The organism is Sphingorhabdus contaminans (assembly GCF_007280415.1).
GTDB lineage: Bacteria > Pseudomonadota > Alphaproteobacteria > Sphingomonadales > Sphingomonadaceae > Sphingorhabdus_B > Sphingorhabdus_B contaminans.
The window spans coordinates 1,579,877-1,600,285 of record NZ_VKKU01000001.1; the positions used below are offsets into that span (position 1 = coordinate 1,579,877).

Annotated in this window: 19 protein-coding genes; 13 read left to right on the forward strand and 6 right to left on the reverse strand. The window is 55.0% G+C overall.

All coding sequences use genetic code 11. From position 1 onward, the window contains the following. Positions 1-20: 20 nt before the first annotated feature. The 3 genes from FOM92_RS07625 to FOM92_RS07635 are packed head-to-tail and all read left to right on the forward strand — an operon-like array spanning position 21 to position 3,316. Positions 21-1,181 (forward strand): saccharopine dehydrogenase family protein, encoded by a 1,161-nt coding sequence (locus tag FOM92_RS07625; RefSeq protein ID WP_143776143.1) that lies wholly within the window; start codon positions 21-23, stop codon positions 1,179-1,181. 42 nt (positions 1,182-1,223) lie between these two features. Beyond that, complete coding sequence (locus FOM92_RS07630; protein WP_143776144.1) at positions 1,224-1,988, forward strand: metallophosphoesterase family protein; 765 nt, start codon at positions 1,224-1,226, stop codon at positions 1,986-1,988. Between the two features lie 17 nt (positions 1,989-2,005). Next, entirely contained in the window at positions 2,006-3,316 is a 1,311-nt protein-coding gene (locus FOM92_RS07635) for a M28 family peptidase (protein WP_143776145.1), read from the forward strand. Between the two features lie 67 nt (positions 3,317-3,383). Here FOM92_RS07635 and ctrA read toward each other — a convergent pair whose 3' ends face one another. Both ctrA and FOM92_RS07645 read right to left on the reverse strand, forming a co-directional pair. After that, positions 3,384-4,085 (reverse strand): response regulator transcription factor CtrA, encoded by a 702-nt coding sequence (ctrA, locus tag FOM92_RS07640; protein WP_143776146.1) that lies wholly within the window; start codon positions 4,083-4,085, stop codon positions 3,384-3,386. Between the two features lie 260 nt (positions 4,086-4,345). After that, complete coding sequence (locus FOM92_RS07645; protein ID WP_143776147.1) at positions 4,346-5,236, reverse strand: LysR family transcriptional regulator; 891 nt, start codon at positions 5,234-5,236, stop codon at positions 4,346-4,348. 97 nt (positions 5,237-5,333) lie between these two features. On the opposite strand from FOM92_RS07645, the gene FOM92_RS07650 reads away from it, so the two are divergent. The 6 genes from FOM92_RS07650 (at position 5,334) to FOM92_RS07675 (ending at position 9,541) form a co-directional block, all read left to right on the forward strand. Next, positions 5,334-6,047, forward strand: coding sequence for a pirin family protein (locus FOM92_RS07650; RefSeq protein ID WP_143776148.1), 714 nt, complete (start codon positions 5,334-5,336; stop codon positions 6,045-6,047). Positions 6,048-6,106: 59 nt separating this feature from the next. Beyond that, positions 6,107-6,706 carry an NAD(P)H:quinone oxidoreductase gene (gene wrbA / locus FOM92_RS07655; RefSeq protein WP_143776149.1) on the forward strand — a complete coding sequence of 200 codons (600 nt, stop codon included), beginning with the start codon at positions 6,107-6,109 and terminating at the stop codon, positions 6,704-6,706. 3 nt (positions 6,707-6,709) lie between these two features. Beyond that, positions 6,710-7,501: a DODA-type extradiol aromatic ring-opening family dioxygenase gene (locus FOM92_RS07660; RefSeq protein WP_143776150.1), complete on the forward strand. Its 792-nt coding sequence runs from the start codon at positions 6,710-6,712 to the stop codon at positions 7,499-7,501. A gap of 34 nt (positions 7,502-7,535) precedes the next feature. Continuing rightward, positions 7,536-7,937 (forward strand): alternative ribosome rescue aminoacyl-tRNA hydrolase ArfB, encoded by a 402-nt coding sequence (arfB, locus tag FOM92_RS07665; RefSeq protein WP_143776151.1) that lies wholly within the window; start codon positions 7,536-7,538, stop codon positions 7,935-7,937. A gap of 78 nt (positions 7,938-8,015) precedes the next feature. Continuing rightward, entirely contained in the window at positions 8,016-8,498 is a 483-nt protein-coding gene (locus tag FOM92_RS07670; RefSeq protein ID WP_143776152.1) for a GAF domain-containing protein, read from the forward strand. 149 nt (positions 8,499-8,647) lie between these two features. After that, positions 8,648-9,541 (forward strand): glycine zipper 2TM domain-containing protein, encoded by an 894-nt coding sequence (locus FOM92_RS07675; RefSeq protein WP_170226814.1) that lies wholly within the window; start codon positions 8,648-8,650, stop codon positions 9,539-9,541. 59 nt (positions 9,542-9,600) lie between these two features. Here FOM92_RS07675 and FOM92_RS07680 read toward each other — a convergent pair whose 3' ends face one another. After that, positions 9,601-10,356, reverse strand: coding sequence for an arginyltransferase (locus FOM92_RS07680; RefSeq protein WP_143776154.1), 756 nt, complete (start codon positions 10,354-10,356; stop codon positions 9,601-9,603). A 106-nt stretch (positions 10,357-10,462) separates the two neighbouring features. After that, the gene (locus tag FOM92_RS07685) at positions 10,463-11,683 is read right to left on the reverse strand and encodes a threonine ammonia-lyase (protein ID WP_143776155.1); all 1,221 of its coding nucleotides are present in this window, start codon (positions 11,681-11,683) and stop codon (positions 10,463-10,465) included. A 57-nt stretch (positions 11,684-11,740) separates the two neighbouring features. Here FOM92_RS07685 and FOM92_RS07690 point away from each other — a divergent pair, with 57 nt between their 5' ends. The 4 genes from FOM92_RS07690 to FOM92_RS07705 all read left to right on the forward strand — a co-directional run bounded on the left by FOM92_RS07690 (position 11,741) and on the right by FOM92_RS07705 (position 18,280). Beyond that, entirely contained in the window at positions 11,741-12,610 is an 870-nt protein-coding gene (locus tag FOM92_RS07690; RefSeq protein ID WP_143776156.1) for an NAD(P)-dependent oxidoreductase, read from the forward strand. An 8-nt stretch (positions 12,611-12,618) separates the two neighbouring features. Continuing rightward, positions 12,619-14,319, forward strand: a complete 1,701-nt coding sequence (locus FOM92_RS07695) for an amidohydrolase (RefSeq protein ID WP_143776157.1) — start codon at positions 12,619-12,621, stop codon at positions 14,317-14,319. Then, a complete protein-coding gene (locus tag FOM92_RS07700; protein ID WP_143776158.1) occupies positions 14,319-15,338 on the forward strand; it encodes an NADP-dependent oxidoreductase in 1,020 nt (339 codons plus the stop codon). The genes FOM92_RS07695 and FOM92_RS07700 overlap by 1 nt, the downstream gene beginning before the upstream one ends. A gap of 203 nt (positions 15,339-15,541) precedes the next feature. Next, positions 15,542-18,280, forward strand: coding sequence for a TonB-dependent receptor (locus FOM92_RS07705; RefSeq protein WP_143776159.1), 2,739 nt, complete (start codon positions 15,542-15,544; stop codon positions 18,278-18,280). A 73-nt stretch (positions 18,281-18,353) separates the two neighbouring features. Here the strand turns inward: FOM92_RS07705 and FOM92_RS07710 are convergent, their stop codons facing one another. Both FOM92_RS07710 and FOM92_RS07715 read right to left on the reverse strand, forming a co-directional pair. Then, on the reverse strand, positions 18,354-19,706 hold the full coding sequence (locus FOM92_RS07710; RefSeq protein WP_143776160.1) for a DEAD/DEAH box helicase: 1,353 nt from the start codon (positions 19,704-19,706) through the stop codon (positions 18,354-18,356). A 121-nt stretch (positions 19,707-19,827) separates the two neighbouring features. Then, positions 19,828-20,322, reverse strand: a complete 495-nt coding sequence (locus FOM92_RS07715; RefSeq protein ID WP_143776161.1) for a hypothetical protein — start codon at positions 20,320-20,322, stop codon at positions 19,828-19,830. Positions 20,323-20,409 lie beyond the last annotated feature (87 nt).

Here is a 20,409-nt window from a genome sequence, read left to right on the forward strand (position 1 = left end):
TATAAAAGAGAGGAATGCCCATGCCAAAGAACCGCGAATTTGACATCATCGTCTATGGCGCCACCGGATATACCGGCCGTCTTGTCGCCGAATATCTGATTGGCAAAACCGGCCTGAAATGGGCCATGGCAGGGCGCAGCGCGGATAAGCTGGCCGAGGTGCGCGATCTTATCGGTGCGCCTGCCGACACGCCTCTGGTTGTGGCCGATGCGTCTGATCCTGCCTCGCTGGATGCCATGGCGAAGCGCGCCAATGTCATCCTGACGACCGTCGGCCCCTATCAGCTTTACGGCAACGAACTGGTTGCCGCCTGTGTTGCCAACGGAACCGACTATACCGACCTGTGCGGTGAGCCGGCATGGATGCGGCAGAAGATTGACGAACATGACGCAGCCGCCAAAGCCTCGGGTGCGCGCATCTGTTTTTCGGCAGGGTTTGATTCCATCCCCTTTGATCTGGGCGTGCTGATGCTGCAGAAGCATTGCATCGAAAAATTCGGTGCACCTGCCCCCCGCGTCAAAGGACGTGTGCGCGCCATGGCCGGCAAGTTTTCAGGGGGTACAGCCGCCAGTTTAAAGGCCACGATGGCGGCGGCGGCAAAGGATCCCGCGGTGATCGGCTACCTTACCAACCCTTTCAGCCTTGCAGGCGGTTTTGAAGGACCGGCGCAGCCAGCCGGAAACAAGCCGGAATATGATGAAAGTCTTGGCAGCTGGGCAACAAGCTTTGTGATGGCGCCCATCAACACCAAGAATGTGCACCGCACCAACGCATTGACGGGGCATCTGTATGGCACCGATTTTGTCTATGATGAAATGATGCTGACCGGTCCCGGCGATGCAGGACAGCAGGCGGCAGAATATGTTGCCAAAACCCCGATGATCGGCACGCCCGATGATCCCAAGCCGGGTGAAGGTCCGACCAAGGAAGAACGCGACAATGGCTATTATGATGTGCTGTTCGTCGCCGAATATCCCGATGGGCGCACCGCGCGGTTGAGCGTGAAGGGCGACAAGGACCCGGGCTATGGCTCAACGTCCAAGATGATTTCGGAAACCGCCATTGGCCTTAGCGAGATTGATGGACCGGGCGGTGTGACGACCCCGGGGGCGGCACTTGGCGCGGCGCTCGTCGACCGCCTGCAGCAACATGCAGGCCTGACGTTCACGGTCGAAGGGTAAACCCTTTCAAAGTGGCGGCCTTGCGCCTATATCGCCCGCATCATGTTAGGTCGCCTCTTTAAAAAAGCCGCCGCTGCGCGGCCGATTGATACCGCACGGGTTCCGGACGGAATGCGGGTCTATGCCATCGGGGATGTGCATGGCCGCAATGATTTGCTGCACGATCTGCTCACGAAAATCGAGGCGGACGATATGCAGCGCGGTCCGGCGGATACGCTGATCATTTTTCTCGGTGATTTGATGGACCGCGGGCCGGACAGCGCCGGTGTGATTGAAACCGCAATGGCGCTACGCGCAGCGGGTCGCAAGGTGCGCTTTTTAATGGGCAATCATGAGGAGGTGTTCCTGCGCGCCTGCCGGAAAAATGATCCCAAAATCACGCGGTTCTTCATCCGGATCGGGGGGGAGGCAACGGTGTTGTCCTATCCCATCACCCGCGCCGAATATATGGCGCTCGACATGCACGAACTGTCCGAACGGCTGCAGACTCTGGTGCCGGAAAGCCATCTGGAATTTATCGACAGTTTTGAGGATCAGATTGTCCTCGGCGACTACGCCTTCGTCCACGCCGGCATCCGCCCGGGCGTCCCCCTCGCCGACCAGAAACCCAGCGATTTGCGCTGGATTCGCGAGGAATTCGTCGACCATCGGGGCGACCTCGAAAAGGTCATAATCTATGGCCACACCATCTACGAAAAGGTCGAAGAAAGGGGGTCCCGGATCGGCATCGACACCGGCGCTTATGCTTCAGCCGAGTTAACAGCGATCGGATTGGAAGGCGGCGAACGCTGGTATTTGCAAACCTGATGCGGTAGCCCAGACCTATGAAAACACGCTTCCTCCTGGCGAGTCTACTTGCCCTTTCCGCCACTCCTCCCGCAATCGCCGAGGAAAATGCCAATCCGGCACGGTTGAAAGCCGATGTTGAAAAACTCGTCAGCTTCGGAACCCGCCACACCCTTTCGTCTGCCACCGACCCAAAACGCGGAATAGGCGCTGCACGGCGATGGGCAAAAGCGGAATTCGAAAAAATCGCGCAATCCTGCAAAGGATGTATGACCACCGAACTGCTCGAACGAACGATGTCCGGTCCCCGCGTTCCAAACGGCGTCAACATTGTCGATGTTCTCGCGATCAAGCCCGGAAAAATGGGCTGGGATCATGTGATTATCATCGCCGGTCACATAGACAGCCGGGTTTCGGACGTAATGGATTTCACCAAGGACGCGCCCGGCGCAAATGACGACGGCTCCGGCAGCGCATTGGTGATTGAGGCCGCACGACTAATGGCCAAACAGCCGCAGAGCGAGGCAACGATCATATTCGCTCTACTGTCGGGCGAAGAACAAGGCCTGCTGGGCGGACGATTGTTGGCCGAAACTGCAAAAGAGCGCGGATGGAAAGTCACCGCTATGCTCAATAACGACATCGTCGGCAACATCGTCGGCACTGACGGGCGTAAGGTTGACTCGGTGGTCCGCGTCTTCAGCGAAGGTATCCGCGCATCGGAGGACCTTGCTGCACAGATGGCGAGACGCGGTAGCGGTGGAGAGGATGACGGACCGAGCCGGGGACTGATGCGTTACGCAAACAAAGTAGCAGAGGCAAATCCCGCCATTGGTCTTGATGTATTTGGTGTGCGACGCCCCGACCGGTTTAGTCGCGGTGGGGATCATCTGCCGGCGCTGGAACTTGGTTTACCGGCCATACGGTTCACTGTTGGCGTTGAAAATTACCACCACCAGCATCAGGATCTACGGACAGAAAATGGCATCGAATATGGTGATACCGTCGACAAGATGGACTTTACCTATCTTGCTAAAGTAACTGCCCTGAATGTCGCAACGGCAACTGCGCTTGCCAGTGCGCCGCCAGCTCCCGGATCCGCGACTTTAGGCGGGGCAGTATCGTCGGATACCAGCATATCCTGGACAGCAGCCCCAGGCGCGGTGCGTTATCGTGTTTATCAGCGGCGAGCGGATGCGCAGGACTGGACATTGGCGCAAGAGGTCGAGGGAACCGAAACAGTCCTAAAGGGCCTGATCGTCGATGACCACTTTGTCGGAGTGAGCGCCGTAGGGAAAAATGGTGCAGAAAGCACGATCACTTTCGGCGGGCTCCCTCCCCGCAGATAAAATCCAAAAAAAGGGCGCAGCCTGTGCAGACCGCGCCCTTTAGCTACTCTCGGGTGAAAGCGGAAAATCAGGCAACCATTGGTTGTTCCATATCGTCGAGATCGCGCAGCACATAGCCACGGCCCCAGACTGTTTCGATGTAATTTTCACCGCCGCATGCCAGCGCCAACTTTTTGCGCAGTTTGCAGATAAACACGTCGATAATCTTGAGTTCAGGCTCGTCCATGCCACCATAGAGATGGTTCAGGAACATTTCCTTGGTCAGCGTCGTGCCCTTACGGAGCGAGAGGAGCTCCAGCATGGCATATTCCTTACCGGTCAGATGTACGCGGCTGCCGTCAACTTCCACAGTTTTGGCGTCGAGATTGACCGACAATTTACCGGTACGGATAACCGATTGCGAATGGCCCTTGGAACGACGCACCACTGCGTGGATACGCGCCACCAATTCTTCGCGATGGAATGGCTTGGTCACATAATCGTCGGCGCCGAAGCCGAACGAGCGAACCTTGGAATCCATTTCCGAAATGCCGGACAGAATTAGAACAGGCGTCTGCACCTTGGCGACGCGCAGCTTCTTAAGCACGTCATAGCCATGCATGTCAGGCAGGTTCAAATCGAGCAATATGATATCATAATCGTAGAGCTTACCCAGATCGAGGCCTTCTTCGCCCAGATCAGTGGTGTAGACATTGAACCCTTCGGTTGCGAGCATCATCTCGATGGCCTTAGCCGTAGTAGGTTCATCTTCAATCAAAAGCACACGCATTGGGCAAACCCCTCTTTGCTTATTGCAACCCCGAAACACGGACCGATCCGGCTGTGTGTCGGGCTTTATTAACCATAAGGGAAATGAACTGAAAAGGTTAATTTCGTATTAACGCAGGGAATCCGGCGAGTCGCGACAGCAAAACCTTCGAAAAAATGACTCAATTCCGCGGATTTAAGACTCGAACTGGACGTGTAAATTTTTTTGGAAATTAAGACTTGGACCGCCAAGGAAATAGTCAAATTCACGAATTGAGCGACCTACTTTAGCCGCTCTGTTAAAAATTCGATTAAAGCGGTTACCCGTTGAGGGCGAATTTTTCCGGGTGGCGTCACAAGATGCAAAGCGACCTGAGGTGCTTTCCATTCTTGCAGTACTTCCACAACAGCACCAGTTGCCAGATCATTTTCGATGATGAAATCGGGGACGACCGCGATGCCGTGGCCGGACCGGAGACTGTGCAGCATGACGTCGCTGTTGTTGGCACGTAACCGACCTTGCGGCCGGACGACAGCCTCCTCCCCCTTCAAATTTGTGAACCGCCACAGTTCGGGTGTCGGCAACAATGAATAGCGCAGACATTCGTGTTCGCCGAGCTCCGCCGGATGTCTCGGCGCACCCATTACGTCGATATAGGTTGGCGCAGCGACGATGTAAGTTTTGACGTCACGCAGTTTTCGCGCCCTCAAACTACTGTCGGGCAGCGCAGCGATGCGCAACCCAATGTCGAACCCCTCGCCGATGAGATCAACTTTCGCATCGCTCAAATGCATGTCTATGCTGACCCCTCGATAGGCACATAGGAAATCTGCTACTACCGGCCCGACGTTTGACAAGCCGAAGCTCATCGGCACAGCCAATCGCACCAACCCTACAGGTTCAGACGCTTCGTCGCGCGCTGCCTCTTCTGCAGCCTGCCCCTCGGCAAGAATTGCCTTTGCATGCTCGACCAATTTGGCCCCGCTGTCTGTTAGCGCAAGTCGGCGGGAGGTCCGGTGAAACAAAGGGGCACCCACCTGTGTTTCTAGGCGCGTGATCGCTTTCGACACCGTAGCTTTGGAAATACCCAAGGAGTTTGCGGCTCCGGTAAAGCTCTTATGCTCGACCACACAGCCGAAAATGCTCCACGCTTCAAAATCAGGCAGTCTCATAAATGGAAACAATATGTTTCCAACGTTTCTATTTCAATACCAATTCTAAAGCCTATCTACAGTTCATGACATCCATCCTCGTTGAAGGAGTGACAATATGACTGATACCAAAACGAAAATCGAAGTTCGTCCGTTCGCAAGCTTAGGCGCGGCAAATCACGGTTGGCTCGATGCACACCATCATTTTTCTTTCGCCGAATATTATGATCCCGCCCGCATGAATTGGGGAGCTATCCGCGTCTGGAATGATGACATCATCCAGCCTCAGTCCGGCTTTCCTCCGCATCCGCATGCCGACATGGAAATCGTCACATATGTTCGTACAGGGGCGATCACCCACAAGGACAGCTTGGGAAATGAAGGTCGCACTGAAGCTGGCGACGTTCAGGTTATGAGTGCCGGAAGCGGGATTCGCCACGCCGAATATAATCTGGAAAATGAAGCTACGACGTTGTTCCAGATATGGATCATGCCAAACCGCACAGGTGGCTCGCCAAGCTGGGGAGCAAAACCTTTCCCAAAGGAAAGCCGGTCGGGCACTTGGCAAGTCCTTGCCAGCGGCATCGAAGGCGACACGGACGCGTTACCCATCCGCACAAATGCTCGCGTCGTCGGTGCAACAATCAAAGCCGGTAAAAGCTTGTCCTATGAGGTAGGTGCAGGCCGCTACGCTTATCTTGTTCCTGCTACAGGTGCGATTGAAATAGACGGACATCGCGCAAATGCCCGTGATGGCGTCGCAATCAAAGAAGGCCAGATCACCGTGACGGCCCTTGAAGATGCAGAAATAGTGCTCGTCGACTCCCAATAACATCAACAAGCCCCAACCGATCAGGGAAGGGGGCAATTTTTATAAAAAGGACATCTCCCATGACAAAAGTTCTTGTTCTCTATTATTCCAGCTACGGCCATATTGAAACGATGGCGGAAGCGATTGCAAATGGTGCGCGCGGCGCCGGTGCTGAAGTCACTGTAAAGCGAGTTGCGGAAACGGCCCCTTCCGAAGTAGCGCAGGCGGCGCATTTCAAGCTCGACCAAAAAGCCGAAATTGCCTCTGTCGACGAACTCAAAAACTACGACGCCATCATTGTCGGCACAGGCACCCGCTTTGGCCGGATGTCTAGTCAAATGGCGAGTTTTTGGGATCAGGCAGGCGGTGTCTGGATGCGCGGAGAGCTTAATGGAAAGGTGGGCGCTGCCTTTACCTCGTCTGCCACCCAGCATGGTGGTCAGGAAACCACATTGTTCTCAATCATCACAAACTTGCTGCACTTTGGAATGACGATCGTTGGCCTCGACTACGGCTTTGCCGGCCAGATGCGCAACGATGAAGTGACCGGCGGCGCGCCTTACGGTGCTACAACGATAGCAAATGGGGATGGTAGCCGTCAGCCCAGCGAAACAGAACTTGAAGGGGCACGCTATCTGGGCAAGCGCGTCGCGGAAACGGCAGCAAAGCTGATTGCATAACTCATGATAAGGCAACCCTCCCTATTTTTGTCGCATGGTTCGCCCATGATCGTTCTGGACAAAAGTCCTGCCAGGACTTTTCTTGAAGGATTGGCGGAGGAGTTGTCTTCTAAACCGGAAGCGATCGTTGTGATATCAGCTCATTATGATGCGCCTGTCACATCAATCACTTCCGGTCTGCATCCTTCTACAGTCTATGACTTCGGCGGCTTTCCGCCTGCACTCTACGAGATGGTTTATCCAACGCCTGGTGCACCTGATCTTGCGAACCGTATCCAAAACATGTTGCAGTCGGCAGGCATACCAAGTCGGTTGGACAGCGAGGATGGATTCGATCATGGCACGTGGACGCCGCTGTTATTGGCTTGGCCCGCAGCGGACATACCTGTTGTACAGATATCGATTAACGAACGGGGCAGCCCGCAATCCCACTATGACCTCGGCGTCCAACTTGGCGCTTTGCGTGACGAGAATATCCTGATCGTCGGTTCCGGTTCGATGACCCACAACCTCAGCGCCTTCTTCAGAGGCAACTTCAGCCATAATGCACCAACCGAGCCCTGGGTGATTGAATTTCTCGATTGGCTGGAAACGAAATTGATATCAGGTGACCATGCCGCAGTCCTGCGCGCAATCAACGAAGGACCGTACGGCTCCGACAATCACCCCACGATGGATCACATCCTACCGCTCTTTGTGGCTCTTGGTGCGGGCGGCGTCGAGGGTAAAGCCCACAAGATGCATCACAGCGTCGACCATGCGGTCCTGGCGATGGACATGTGGCGTTTCGACTAGATTGACAGGCCAGCGCCTCGTAAAGGCATCATACATGGCCTACAACTTGCCCGAAGATCTTATCGAAGAAACATTTCTCGCCTCAACCGGACCGGGTGGGCAGAATGTGAACAAAGTCGCGACGGCTTGCCAGTTGCGGGTCGATGTCTTTGCCCTCGGCCTTGAACCTTATGCGTTCCGGCAGTTAAAAATTCTGGCTGGCAGTAAAATGACGTTGGCAGGCGAATTGATTGTCACGGCGCGTAACCACCGCACGCGCGAGGCAAACCGGCAGGAGGCGCGTGACCGGATTGTCGAACTGATCGACCGCGCCCATATTCGAAAGCCGCGCCGTGTGGCGACAAAGCCGAGTAAAGCTGCAAAGGCACGACGTGTCGATGCAAAAAAGGGGCGGTCCACCATCAAGAAAAATCGCGGCAAAGTGAGTTTCGATTGAACTGTTGACCAAAGAAAATCCGGTTTGGCGGAGCGGATATTGGTAGGAAACTTTCCTTGCTTCTTTTAGAGGGACGCCATGTTCGAATTTGCAATCAACTCTGCCGCCCCGAAATATGAACTCTATCGTGAACTGGTACGTTCAGCAGATGCGTTGACCGATGGCGAACCCGATGCCGTTGCGAATATGGCCAATGTTGCTGCATTGCTTTGGGAATATCTTCCGGACGTCAACTGGACCGGATTTTACCGAATGGTTGGCACAGAGTTGGTTCTGGGCCCGTTCCAGGGAAAGGCCGCATGTATCCGGATCGCTATCGGTGAAGGCGTTTGCGGCGCGGCGGCAGCCAGCGGTGAAACACAACTGGTCAAGGACGTTCATGCCTTTCCAGGCCATATAGCGTGTGACGCCAATAGTGCGTCAGAACTTGTCGTGCCGGTCAAGCGCAACGGCGAAGTCATAGCCGTCATTGATCTGGACAGCCCATCACTTGGCCGCTTCGATGCCGACGATGCGGCAGGCATTGAGGCATTGGCTGAAATTCTGGCAAACCGGATTTAATCCGACTGCCTCATTTTGGAACAATGCCTTGTTACAACAAGCATTTTACATGCGTTGGATTCGCCAACCGGCGTAAAAAATGTTAATGACGCTTTAACCATTGGCACCGGCATTTCCCGGCGCACACGATGCTTGGGGAGTCATTAACTATGAGAACCGTTCTATTTGCAGGCGCTGCGGCCATCGGGTTATTTTCGACCGCACCTTCCTTTGCCGGCGAATCACCGGCACCGGCGGCGGTATCGGTTCAGAAGAAATCCACCGTGATAGTGAATCGGGCAGGGCCTGATCGCACGAGTGATTTTCGCGAGCCGGAATTCGGCCCTGAAATGCGGCCCAATGTGCAGGTGTACAACTGGAGTGACGATGCCGTATTCGCCGCACCAGATGGTTCAAGCTACAAATATGATGGCGAATGGGAAGGCAAATATGTCGATCCGCAAGGCCGCGTTTTTGAAGGCGACTGGAGCGGTCGCGTAACGCGACAGAACGGTGCGAGCTCAGCTTTCCCCGCCCCGCCGCCCCATGCACGGATGCCGCACGCCGAACCGGATTATGGCGATGATGGCGAAGGATATGAGGAAGAATATTATGAGGAAGGTGGCTATGCCGTTCCTCCAGGCTATGAAAATTATGAGCGTTGCCTGAAAAGCAATGGTGTCAAAGGCGCTGCCATTGGTGCATTGCTGGGCGGAGCGCTCGGCAACCGTATTGCCGGACGGGGTAATCGTACGGGCGGCACATTGGTGGGCGCGGGAATTGGCGGCCTGCTCGGCGCGGCCGTCGAAAAGGCCAATGACAAGTGCAAGCAACACCGACCACGTTATCCGCACCATTCTGGATATTATGGGCAGCACCATTATGGCTGGGGTGGTGGCTATTACTACTATCCGCAGGCGCCTATTGTAACCGTCACCATGCAGCCAACGGTGACGACCACGACCACGGTCACTGAAGAAGTCTATTATGAGACCGTGCGGGCGAAGCCGCGCAAAAAGATTGTCCGCAAATGGAAACCGAAACCACGTTGCGTATGCCGGTAAAGTAATTTGGGCCGCCGCCGCTACGCGGCGGCGGCTTGACCAACAGATTTTCGATTAAGTTAAGCCGTCTGCTCTGCGGCAGTGGGCTCGAAACGTTCCCATCCTTCGGGTCCGAGGCGCTCCAGAGGCGTGTAGCGGATTTTGTACTGCATGCGTGCCGCGCCTTCGACCCAATAGCCCAAATACACATAAGGCAGCCCCGCCGCCTTTGCGCGCATGATATGGTCAAGAATGATATAATTGCCGAGACCGAGCCGACCCTCGGCATCCGGATCGTAGAAGCTGTAAATCATCGAAAGACCATCCGCCTGTTGATCGGTCAGGCAGGCACCGACCAGTTCGCCCAAACGGCCGAACCGACCGGGCGTACGATATTCGATAACATTGCTGCGGACGGGTGACTGTTCGACCATATCGGCATAGTCCATATCGTCCATATTGGTCATTCCGCCGACAGGATGCCGCTTGCCGAGATAGCGGCGCAGCAGATCATATTGCTCGGACGTCGACCAGGGCCGGCACGCACTTACCACTAGATCGGAATTGCGGCGGATTATCCGGCGTTGCGTAGTATTAGGCTGAAAATCATTGGTGAGTACGCGCACCGACACGCAGGCTTTGCAGTCGATACAGCTTGGGCGGTAGGCAACATTCTGGCTCCGCCGAAAGCCGATCCGGCCAAGTGCATCATTCAATTCGTCGGCATGTGGACCGTTCAGTTCGGTGAATACCTTGCGTTCTGTCTTACCTGGCAGGTACGGGCACGGGCCGGGGTTAGTGACAAAAAAACGAGGAAACCGAACGGGTGCGCTCATCGAATAAAGATCCTCAAGACCTAAATGTTGGTGAATTATTTACCCTGTATGCACCGATGTCAGTAATGTGAAAAGAGCATTTACCATGAAAGTTGTAAACAGACCTCTACTTGTTCAGTTCCACGCGCTCCACAAGATACCCTGCACCGTTCAAACCATCCACAAGCCCTTGTAATTGCTCGGCATCTCTTGCCTCGCACTCAATGTCGGTAATCAAGCCTTTGGCGGGGAGAGTCGTAAAGATTCGCTGGTGGTAAATCTCGATTATATTGACGTTATGCTCATTAAAAAGGCGCATAACTTTATACAAGGCACCAGGGCGATCCTGAAGAGTGAGGCGCAAGCGTGCCAGCCGTCCCGAACGGGCAAGGTCACGCAAAAGAACATTTGCCAACAACCGCGTGTCGATGTTCCCGCCGCACAAAACCACGCCGACATTTTTGCCGGCAAAAATTTCGGGATTGGCCATTACCGCGGCAAGTCCGGCTGCACCGGCACCTTCCACAACGGTCTTTTCAATTTGCAGAAGCAGGCTGACCGCAGTCTCTAACTGCGCCTCGCTCACGAGAACAATATCGTCGACGAGATCGCGAATGACTTCGCTCGTAAAACTACCGGGAACCTTAACCGCAATGCCTTCGGCAAGCGTGTCGCCTTCACAAGGCAATTGCTGGTTCTTCAGCAACGCATACATTGACGGATATAACTCTGCCTGCACACCGATCAGGCCGATATCCGGCTTTAACGCCCGCGCTGCCGTGCCCATACCGGACAACAACCCGCCACCTCCGATTGGGACGACAAGCATATCGAGTGCATCTATGCTTTCCAGCATTTCGAGCGCTACCGTTCCCTGCCCTGCGGCAACATTGGGATCGTCGAATGGATGGACAAAGGTCAAACCCTTTTCAGCCTCCAAAAGCCGGGCATGCTTATAGGCATCGTCAAAAGTCTCGCCATGCAGAACCACTTTGCCACCGACGCTTTCGGTTTGCATAACTTTTACGGTCGGTGTCGGAATAGGCATTACAATAGTTACCGGGATCCCGAGGCGGGTGCCATGATAGCTAAGACCTTGGGCATGGTTGCCAGCAGATGCCGCAATCACGCCCTTGGATCGCTGCTCATCGGTCAACAGCAACAAGGCGTTCAGCGCACCCCGTTCTTTGTACGCAGCGGTGAACTGGAGATTTTCGAACTTCAGATAGATGTTCGCACCCGTCAGTTTGGAAAGCGTCTGGCTGTGTAGAGTTGGGGTGGCCACAATGGAGTCACGAATGCGTTCATGGGCGGCGCGGATATGATCGAGTGTTAGTAAGTGTGACATGGTGCCCGCGCACTATCCTATCTGGCGCTTGCTGCAAACACAGATTACAGCACACCCATGACTAGAATAGCTTTCATCGGTTTGGGCGTCATGGGCGGCCCGATTGCACGACATCTGAAACAGGCAGGGCATGAGCTGACGGTTTATAACCGCTCGCGTGCTAAGGCGGAGGCGTGGGTTGCGGCCCATGGCGGTACATTGGCTACATCGCCTGCGGAAGCGGCGCGCGCATCCGAGGTTGTCATTTCCTGCGTAGGCACTGACGATGATTTGGCCGGTGTTACGCTGGGACGCGATGGGGCCTTTGCCGCTATGGCGAAAGGAAGCCTGTATATCGACCATACAACAGTGTCGGCGCGTATAGCACGACAATTGGGCGTCGAGGCCAAATCGCGCGGACTGCTCGTGGTCGACGCGCCTTTGACCGGCGGGCAAATCGGTGCCGAAAATGGAACATTGTCGATCATGTGTGGTGGCAGCGAAGCATCAATGGATGCCGCCCGCCCGATCATGGAGCCCTATTCAAAGCGCATCGTCCATGTGGGCGGGCCAGGAACCGGACAGACAACAAAAATGTGTAACCAGATCGCCTTTGCGGGCGTTATCCAGTCGCTATCCGAAGCCTTGCGCTTCGCCCAATCCGCCGAACTGGATATCGGCAAGGTCTATGAAGCCATCTCGGGCGGTGCTGCGCAAAGTTGGCAAATGGACAATCGTTGGGCCACGATGGCCGAAGACAAATTCGACTTCGGTTTTGCAGTGGATTGGATGCGCAAGGATCTCGGGCTCGCTTTTGAAGAGGCACGTGCTCTGGGCGCGACTTTACCGATTACAGCATTGATTGATCAATTTTACGCCGATGTACAGCAGATGGGCGGCGGCAGGCTTGATACCAGCGCAATCGTAAAGCGGTTACCCAAGGGATGATAAAGACCATGCGCACCCGATTTTTATTAGGCACATTATGTGCACTTTCCGCTTTTTTTGTAACTGCGCCTGCAAACGCAGACGGTCTTGTCGAAAATGTAAATGGCATCACGCTTGATGCCGACGGCAAGGTCATCCGGTTCAATGCAATTCTGATTGGCAAAGACGGCAAGGTAACCGAGCTTTTAACCAAAAAGGACAAACTGCCACCCAAGCTCGATTTTCGCCATGATGGCAAAGGCGCCACGATGTTGCCGGGCCTGATAGATGCGCATGGCCATGTCATGGGGCTTGGTTTCCAGTTACTTACTCTGGATCTGTCGGGTACCAACAGCCTTGCGGAAGCGCAGGCGGCTATCCGGGAATATGCCGCCAAAAATCCTGATCGCCGCTGGATTATCGGAAGGGGATGGAATCAGGAAAAATGGGGTCTGGGCCGTTTCCCCACTGCGGCCGATCTCGATGTCGCCGTCGGCGACCGACCTGTCTGGCTGGAACGTGTTGATGGGCATGCCGGCTGGGCGAACAGCTTCGCGATGGAGATTGCCGGTGTGACCGCGGCATCCAAATCACCACCTGGCGGGCGGATCGAAATGGCGGGTGGCAAACCCACTGGCATTTTCGTCGATGCAGCCTCAGAACTGGTCGGCAAATTTGTACCCGTTCCCAAGCCTGCCGAACGGGACATTGCCCTGGGCGAAGCACAAAAGAAGCTTCTCTCACAAGGTATCACGGCAATCGCCGACATGGGCACGTCGTTGGAAGACTGGCAAAGTTATCGCCGGGCAGGCGACGGCGGCTGGCTTTCGATACGCATATTTGGTTATGCGGGCGGCATAGAAAATATGGTTGCGATTGCGGGACCAAGGCCAACCCCCTGGCTCTATGACGACAAGCTGCGTCTGGGTGGCGTAAAACTTTATCTGGATGGCGCCTTAGGCAGCCGCGGTGCTTGGCTCAAAAAGCCATATGCGGATGCTCCGGGTCAGACCGGACTGCAATTTCTTGCAAGCGCCGAAATCCGCAATTTGATGGTGCGTGCTTCGATGGACGGCTTTCAAACGGCAATCCACGCTATTGGCGATGCGGCCAACGCAGAAGTAATCGGCGCAATCGAAGAACTTTCGGAAACGTACAAGGACGACCGCCGCTGGCGTATTGAGCATGTTCAGATTGTCGATCCCATTGATCTTCAGAAGCTTGGCAAGCATGGAATCATATCCTCCATGCAACCTGTACACCAGACATCGGATCGTATCATGGCAGAAGCGCGATTGGGCCGGGAGCGGCTTAAAGGGGCCTATGCCTGGCAATCCATCGCGAAAGCAGGCGGCAACCTGGCTTTCGGATCGGATGTTCCCGTTGAATCTGCTGATCCCTTCGCCGGACTCGCAACGGCAATGACGCGCGAAGACGCAGCCGGACAACCTTTTGGCGGATGGCGTCCTGAAGAACGCGTCTCCCGGGAACAAGCCCTTGCAGGTTTTACAACAGGAGCGGCATTTGCTGCTTTTGCCGAGGGAAAGGTCGGTTCACTCACCCCCGGACATCATGCGGATTTCATATTGATAAATGTCGACCCCTTGCTTGCAAGCCCGGCGGAACTGCGTAAAGCAGTTGTGTCCGAAACTTGGGTTGGCGGAAGACCCGCTTATCAAAGCTCTGCAGCAACCGCCGCGCAGAATATAAAAGATGGAGAGAGACGATAATGGCACGTGCATGGACTTTGGCTAGCCGTCCTGCGGGACTTCCCAACGACAGCAATTTCGCAATGGTCGAAACACCGGACGCTCCGCTGGCCGACGGCGAATTTCGCGTGACGAATAGCTGGCTGTCGGTCGACCCCTATATGCGGGGGCGGATGAACGATGCAAAAAGCTATGCGGATCCATTCCAATTGGGTGAGCCCATGACGGGCGGAGCCGTTGGTACTGTCACCGACAGCCGAAATGCCGATTTTCCGGTCGGCGCCAAGGTTTTGCATATGGGAGGCTGGCGCGACTCTGTGGTACTGGGAGGCGGCACCACTTCGCCCGCAGGAATGCCTCCTGTCCGGCTACCTGAATTGGGCGTGCCCGACCAACACTGGCTCAGCGTTATTGGAATGCCGGGCGGAACAGCTTGGTTCGGGCTACTTAAAGTCGCTGAGGCAAAGGCTGGAGAAGTTGTATTTGTGTCGGCAGCAGCTGGTGCCGTTGGCTCGACAGTTACACAAATCGCAAAGGCGAAAGGCATGAAGGTCATCGGCTCTGCAGGTGGCGCCGACAAATGCGCCTGGGTCAAGGAGCTCGGCGCGGATGCGGTTATCGATTATAAGGCCGGTAAAGTGCTGCCCCAATTGATGGCTGCTCTCAATGATTTGGGTGAAACGGGTATTGATGTGTATTTCGACAATGTGGGCGGCGAACATTTTGATGCTGCGCTGGCCACTTCGCGCGAATGGGCTCGTTTCGCGATATGCGGGATGATTGATGTCTACAACGACTTCAAGGCACAACCTATGCAGTATCTGCCGATGATCATCGGCAAACGCGTAACCATCAAAGGGTTTTTGTACCCTGATTTCTACGCACAGGTGCCGGAGTTCAACGCCGACATGGCCCAGTTGATCACATCAGGCGCCGTTACCGGTCGCGAAACAGTGAAAGAAGGTCTGGAGAAAACTCCCGAGGCATTTCTGGGACTTTTCAGCGGCGAAAACACGGGCAAAATGCTCGTAAAACTCTGAATTAAGTCTCTTTATACATAATCCGCCTGAATGAATGCTCGTCCGGGAGAGTTCCGGACGGGCGCTATTCCGTAACGTCAACTATTTGATTGTTGCACAATAGCATCACTCCCGAAATTTCGCGGAATTCCGCGCTGTAGCGCGATGACATTCGTATGCGCATTGGGTAGAAGGCATCAAAACAATTTAAAACAGGAGAGAAGATGATGTTGCGACGTGTGACCCCTATAAGCCACGCCCTCAGGTTATCAGCAGCGTGCATTGCACTTGCTATTCCTGGCGCAGTGTATGCACAGGAAGAACCTCAAGCCGAAGAAGCTGCTGCCCAAGACGACGAAATCGTCGTGACAGCACAAGGCCGTACCCAACTCTTGTCCGACGTTCCCGTCGCTATTTCGGCTGTAAATGCTGAAACGCTGCAGAATAGTGGCGCTAACGACATACGCCAGTTGAACCAGGTTGCTCCATCATTGCTGGTATCGTCAACCGGTTCGGAAGCAAATGGTTCGGCGCGTATTCGCGGTATCGGTACCGTCGGCGACAACCCCGGTCTTGAAAGCTCGGTTCCCGTTTTTATCGACGGTGTTTACCGTTCGCGTTCGGGCATCGGTCTGAACGAACTTGGCGAAATCGACCGTGTCGAAGTGCAGCGCGGCCCTCAGGGAACTCTCGGCGGTCGTAACTCGTCGGCGGGTCTGATCAGCATTTACTCGAAAAAACCGGAATTCAGCTTCGGCGGTAGCGGCGAACTGACCTATGGCAATTATGATTTCATGCGTGCCGCAGCCGGCTTTACCGGCCCAATCTCGGAACAACTCGCTTTCCGCGTTGATGGTGTTTACGTAAAGCGTGACGGTTTTTACCGCGACGATCAAACCGGTCGCGACGTCAACAATCGCGATCGCTATTTCCTGCGTGGACAGTTGTTGTTCGAACCGTCGGATGCACTTTCTGTCCGGCTGATTGCGGACTACACATTCCGTCAGGAAGAGTGCTGTGCCGCAACCTATGTCGATGGCACGGTCAATCCGTTCATCGGCAATCTGAACAATCCGTCGACGCCACTTAGCCCGCTGCAGACGACGGGTAACAACATCATCAATGTGTTGCGGGATTTGGGTCAGCCTCTGGCCGCCCTAAATCAGGGTTATGGCCGACTGATTTCAGTTAGCCCGAACCGCGTCTTTACAGGTGAGACCAAGGATTATGGCTTCTCCGGCCAGATCGACTATGATCTCGGCGGAGCGACCTTGACCTCGATTACCGCCTATCGCCAATATCGTTCGGGTCAGGCTTCTGATACCGATTATAGCGAAGTCGATATCCTGTTCCGCGCACCGAGCGACGATGCCTATCGCCAGTTCCACACCTTTACGCAGGAACTCCGCCTGCAAGGTGAAGCCTTTGGCGGGAAGCTCGACTGGCTTGTTGGCGGTTTCTACGCCAACGAAAAGCTAACCGTTCGCGACAATCTGCGTTTTGGTAACCAATATGGCCGCTTTGCGAACTGCCGTATCATTTCCGGTGGCGGCCTAGCCTTTGCCTACAGCCCGACATCGCAAAGCTGTATCAACCCGGCCCTGCGCCCGACCGTTTCGGGTGCTCTGGGTGCAGCAGGTCCGCTTGTTCTGGCCGCTCTGGATCGCCTCGACACCATGAACAATGTCGGGACGACCAACGACCGCTATTTCCAGAATGGCACCAACTGGGCGCTGTTCACGCACAATATCTTGCATATCACCGATACGCTCGATCTGACGCTTGGTCTGCGGTACACGTCTGACAAGAAGAAGTTCAATGCCACATTCGGTAATGACAATACAATCTGCACGGCCAACCAGGCGGCGCTTAGTTCGCTCCTGACCACGCCGCTTGCTGCTACGGCCGGAGGAATCATCGGACTATCCTGCCAGGGCAACTCGACCGCAGAACTTAACGGCGTTTCTATCCGGGATAAGCGGAGCGAGGACGAGTTCACCGGTACCGCCATCTTGTCGTGGAAACCGACCGACGATCTGCTGCTCTACACCAGCTTTGCGCGGGGTTATAAAGCAGGCGGCTTCAACCTTGACCGTTCGGCACTGAAATCCCCGATTGCGACCTTCGCCTCTGTGGGCGGAGCGCAAGCGCTGGTAGGCAATCTGCAGTTCGATCCCGAACTGGTCGACAGCTATGAAATCGGCGCGAAATATTCGACCGGACCGCTCAGCGTCAGCTTGTCGGCTTTCCGTTCGGATTTCAGCAACTTCCAGCTCAACACCTTCAACGGAACCGTATTCCTAGTGCAAACCATCAATGGCTGCTCAACAAGCCTCGGAGGTGCGGATCGCGACTTGAGCTCGGCAACGGGTGCATGTGCGGCTGGTGATGTCGGTTATGGCGTTCGTGCCGAAGGCTTCGAATTGGAAGCATCGCTGGTTCCAGCCCGTAACTTCCGCGTTGCGGCTGGCCTGACCTACTCGAACACGGCCTATCGCAACAATCTGGTCGGCAATAAGTCGGGTGCCCCTCTGGACGCTGCACTGCGTAAGCTTCCGGGCGACAATCTGTCGAACGCGCCAGAGTTGGTTGCCACGTCCAGCGTGACATGGACTCCTGAAATCGGAAGCAGCGGCCTGACCGGCCTGTTCTATTTCGACGGACGTCTGACAGGCGACTATAACACCGGTTCCGATCTCTTCCCGCAAAAGGAGCAAGATGGTTTTGCGGTGTTTAACGCCCGTATCGGCCTGCGTGGTCCCGATGAAGCGTGGGGCATTGAACTTTGGGGTCAGAACATCTTCAATCAGGATTATGCGCAGGTGGCATTTAACACGCCATTCCAGGCAGGAACCACCTCGGCTCCGTTCGTGGATCCGCAATATCCCGGTGGTCGCCAGCTCTTCTCGCAGTTCCTTGCCGAGCCTCGCACATATGGGATCACATTGCGCGGCAAATTCTAAAGATCGCGAATAGCACTACAAAAAAAGGCCCGCAGCGATGCGGGCCTTTTCTTTATCAGCATTTCAAAAACTTCTAGCTACCGAAACCTACGCTCAGGAATCCGGGCATCGGACCGTTCCAGCCGTCATCGCCCACCACCGCGTCGGGCGCTGGCGCTGGCTTGGACTTCGCACGCGCGGACTTCGGGGCATCCGGCTTTGTGGCACGGGGCGATTTCGCCTCTTCTTGCTTTTCGACCTTATCCTTAGGGGCTGCCGCTTTGCGTCCGCGTTTGGCGGGCGCCTTTTCATCTTGTTCCGCAGCAGGCGCTTCGACCTTGCCAAGGCGGGTGATCTTGTTGCCAATCAGCTTTTCGATATTCTCGATTGCTTCCTCGTCCGCTTTGGTGACGAAGGTAAATGCCCGGCCTTTCGCCCCTGCCCGTCCGGTGCGGCCGATCCGGTGCACGTAATCATCGGGGTGCCAGGGCGCATCAAAATTGAAAACATGGCTCACGCCTTTGACATCAAGTCCGCGCGCCGCAACATCGGACGCGACCAGATAATCGATATCGCCGTTCTTGAACGCTTCCAGTTGTTTCTGGCGTGTGGCCTGATCAATGTCGCCATGGATCTCGCCCGATCGCATTCCGTGCCGTTGCAAGCTGGTATTCAATTCGCGAACGGTTGTTTTACGGTTGCAGAAAATGATCGCATTCGATGCATTTTCACTACGAATAAGGTCGCGCAACACTTCCCGCTTTTTCATCGGCGCCACATTGACGAGGAATTGTTCAATATTGGTGTTGGCCGTGGCGGGGCGTGCCACTTCGATATATTTCGGGTTCGACAAAAACTTGTCGGCCAGTTTCTTGATAGGCGGCGGCATTGTTGCCGAAAACAGTAATGTCTGCCGTGTCGTGGGCAACTTAGTGCAGATATGTTCGATGTCGGGAATGAAGCCCATATCGAGCATCCGGTCGGCCTCGTCGATCACGAGCATCTCGCACCCCGTCAGCAAAATCTTTCCGCGTTCGAAAAGGTCCATGAGGCGGCCCGGCGTCGCGATCAGAACATCGACACCCTTTTCAAGTGCCTTTACCTGATCACCCATTTGCACGCCGCCAATAAGCAGCGCCATCGAAAGCTTGTGATATTTTCCATATTTTTCAAAATTTTCAGCCACCTGGGCCGCGAGTTCCCGGGTAGGTTCCAAAATCAGGCTTCGCGGCATACGGGCACGGGCGCGACCGTTGGCGAGCACATCAATCATGGGCAACACAAAGCTGGCGGTTTTTCCTGTTCCGGTTTGCGCAATGGCGATCAGATCGCGCATCATCTGCACTTGAGGGATAGCAGCGGCCTGTATGGGGGTCGGCTCATCATAGCCAGCCTCGGTAACGGCCTTCAATAATTCATCAGACAAGCCGATATCGGCAAAACGCATATAATTGTTCCGGAAAAGCGAAAAAGGCCAAACAACGCAGCCGAAACGCGTCTTGGCTTGCGCGGCCTTTGGTCTGCCGGGGCACAAATGTCAAGGAAATTGGCGGTATCGGCTATGCTGGTCAGCGCGGAACAAGCAGGCGGAACTTATCGACCTCGCACTTTGCGCCCGTGCGGGCGTGCAACATGTCACGGTCGACACACAGCTTCCCGTCATAGGGTCGCTCCATATAGGCACCGGCGTAAAATTCGCGGGCCAGACATCCATCGCCGAGATAGGCGCGGATCAGCACACCATCACGGGTCAAAAGTTCGAGCGTATCCTTTGTCCCCGGACGTGACCCTGCGAGCTTGTCGATCCACAGGCACTTGCCGATCTTTTGCTCTTTATATTTTACGACCAACGGCTTTTTCGCTTTGGCAGCAGGCGCACTTATCGGTGCAAAAGACTGGCTTGGAAGACGAACGATAACGCGCTGGTCGACACGAACCTGATAAAATCGGTCCTTTAACCGCAGGATCGGAGCGAAGGCATTATCCGAAGGCACAACTTCGATTTGCGCCAGTGCATCCCGCGACACCGTCGTCAAAGCAATTCCCAAGACTATGATGGACAAGGCAATGCGCAAAAGTGAATCCGGTATCGAGTTGAAGTTCGGACGGCTTTAGCCGATAGGGTTGAACAGGGTATGAATTGGGCAAGT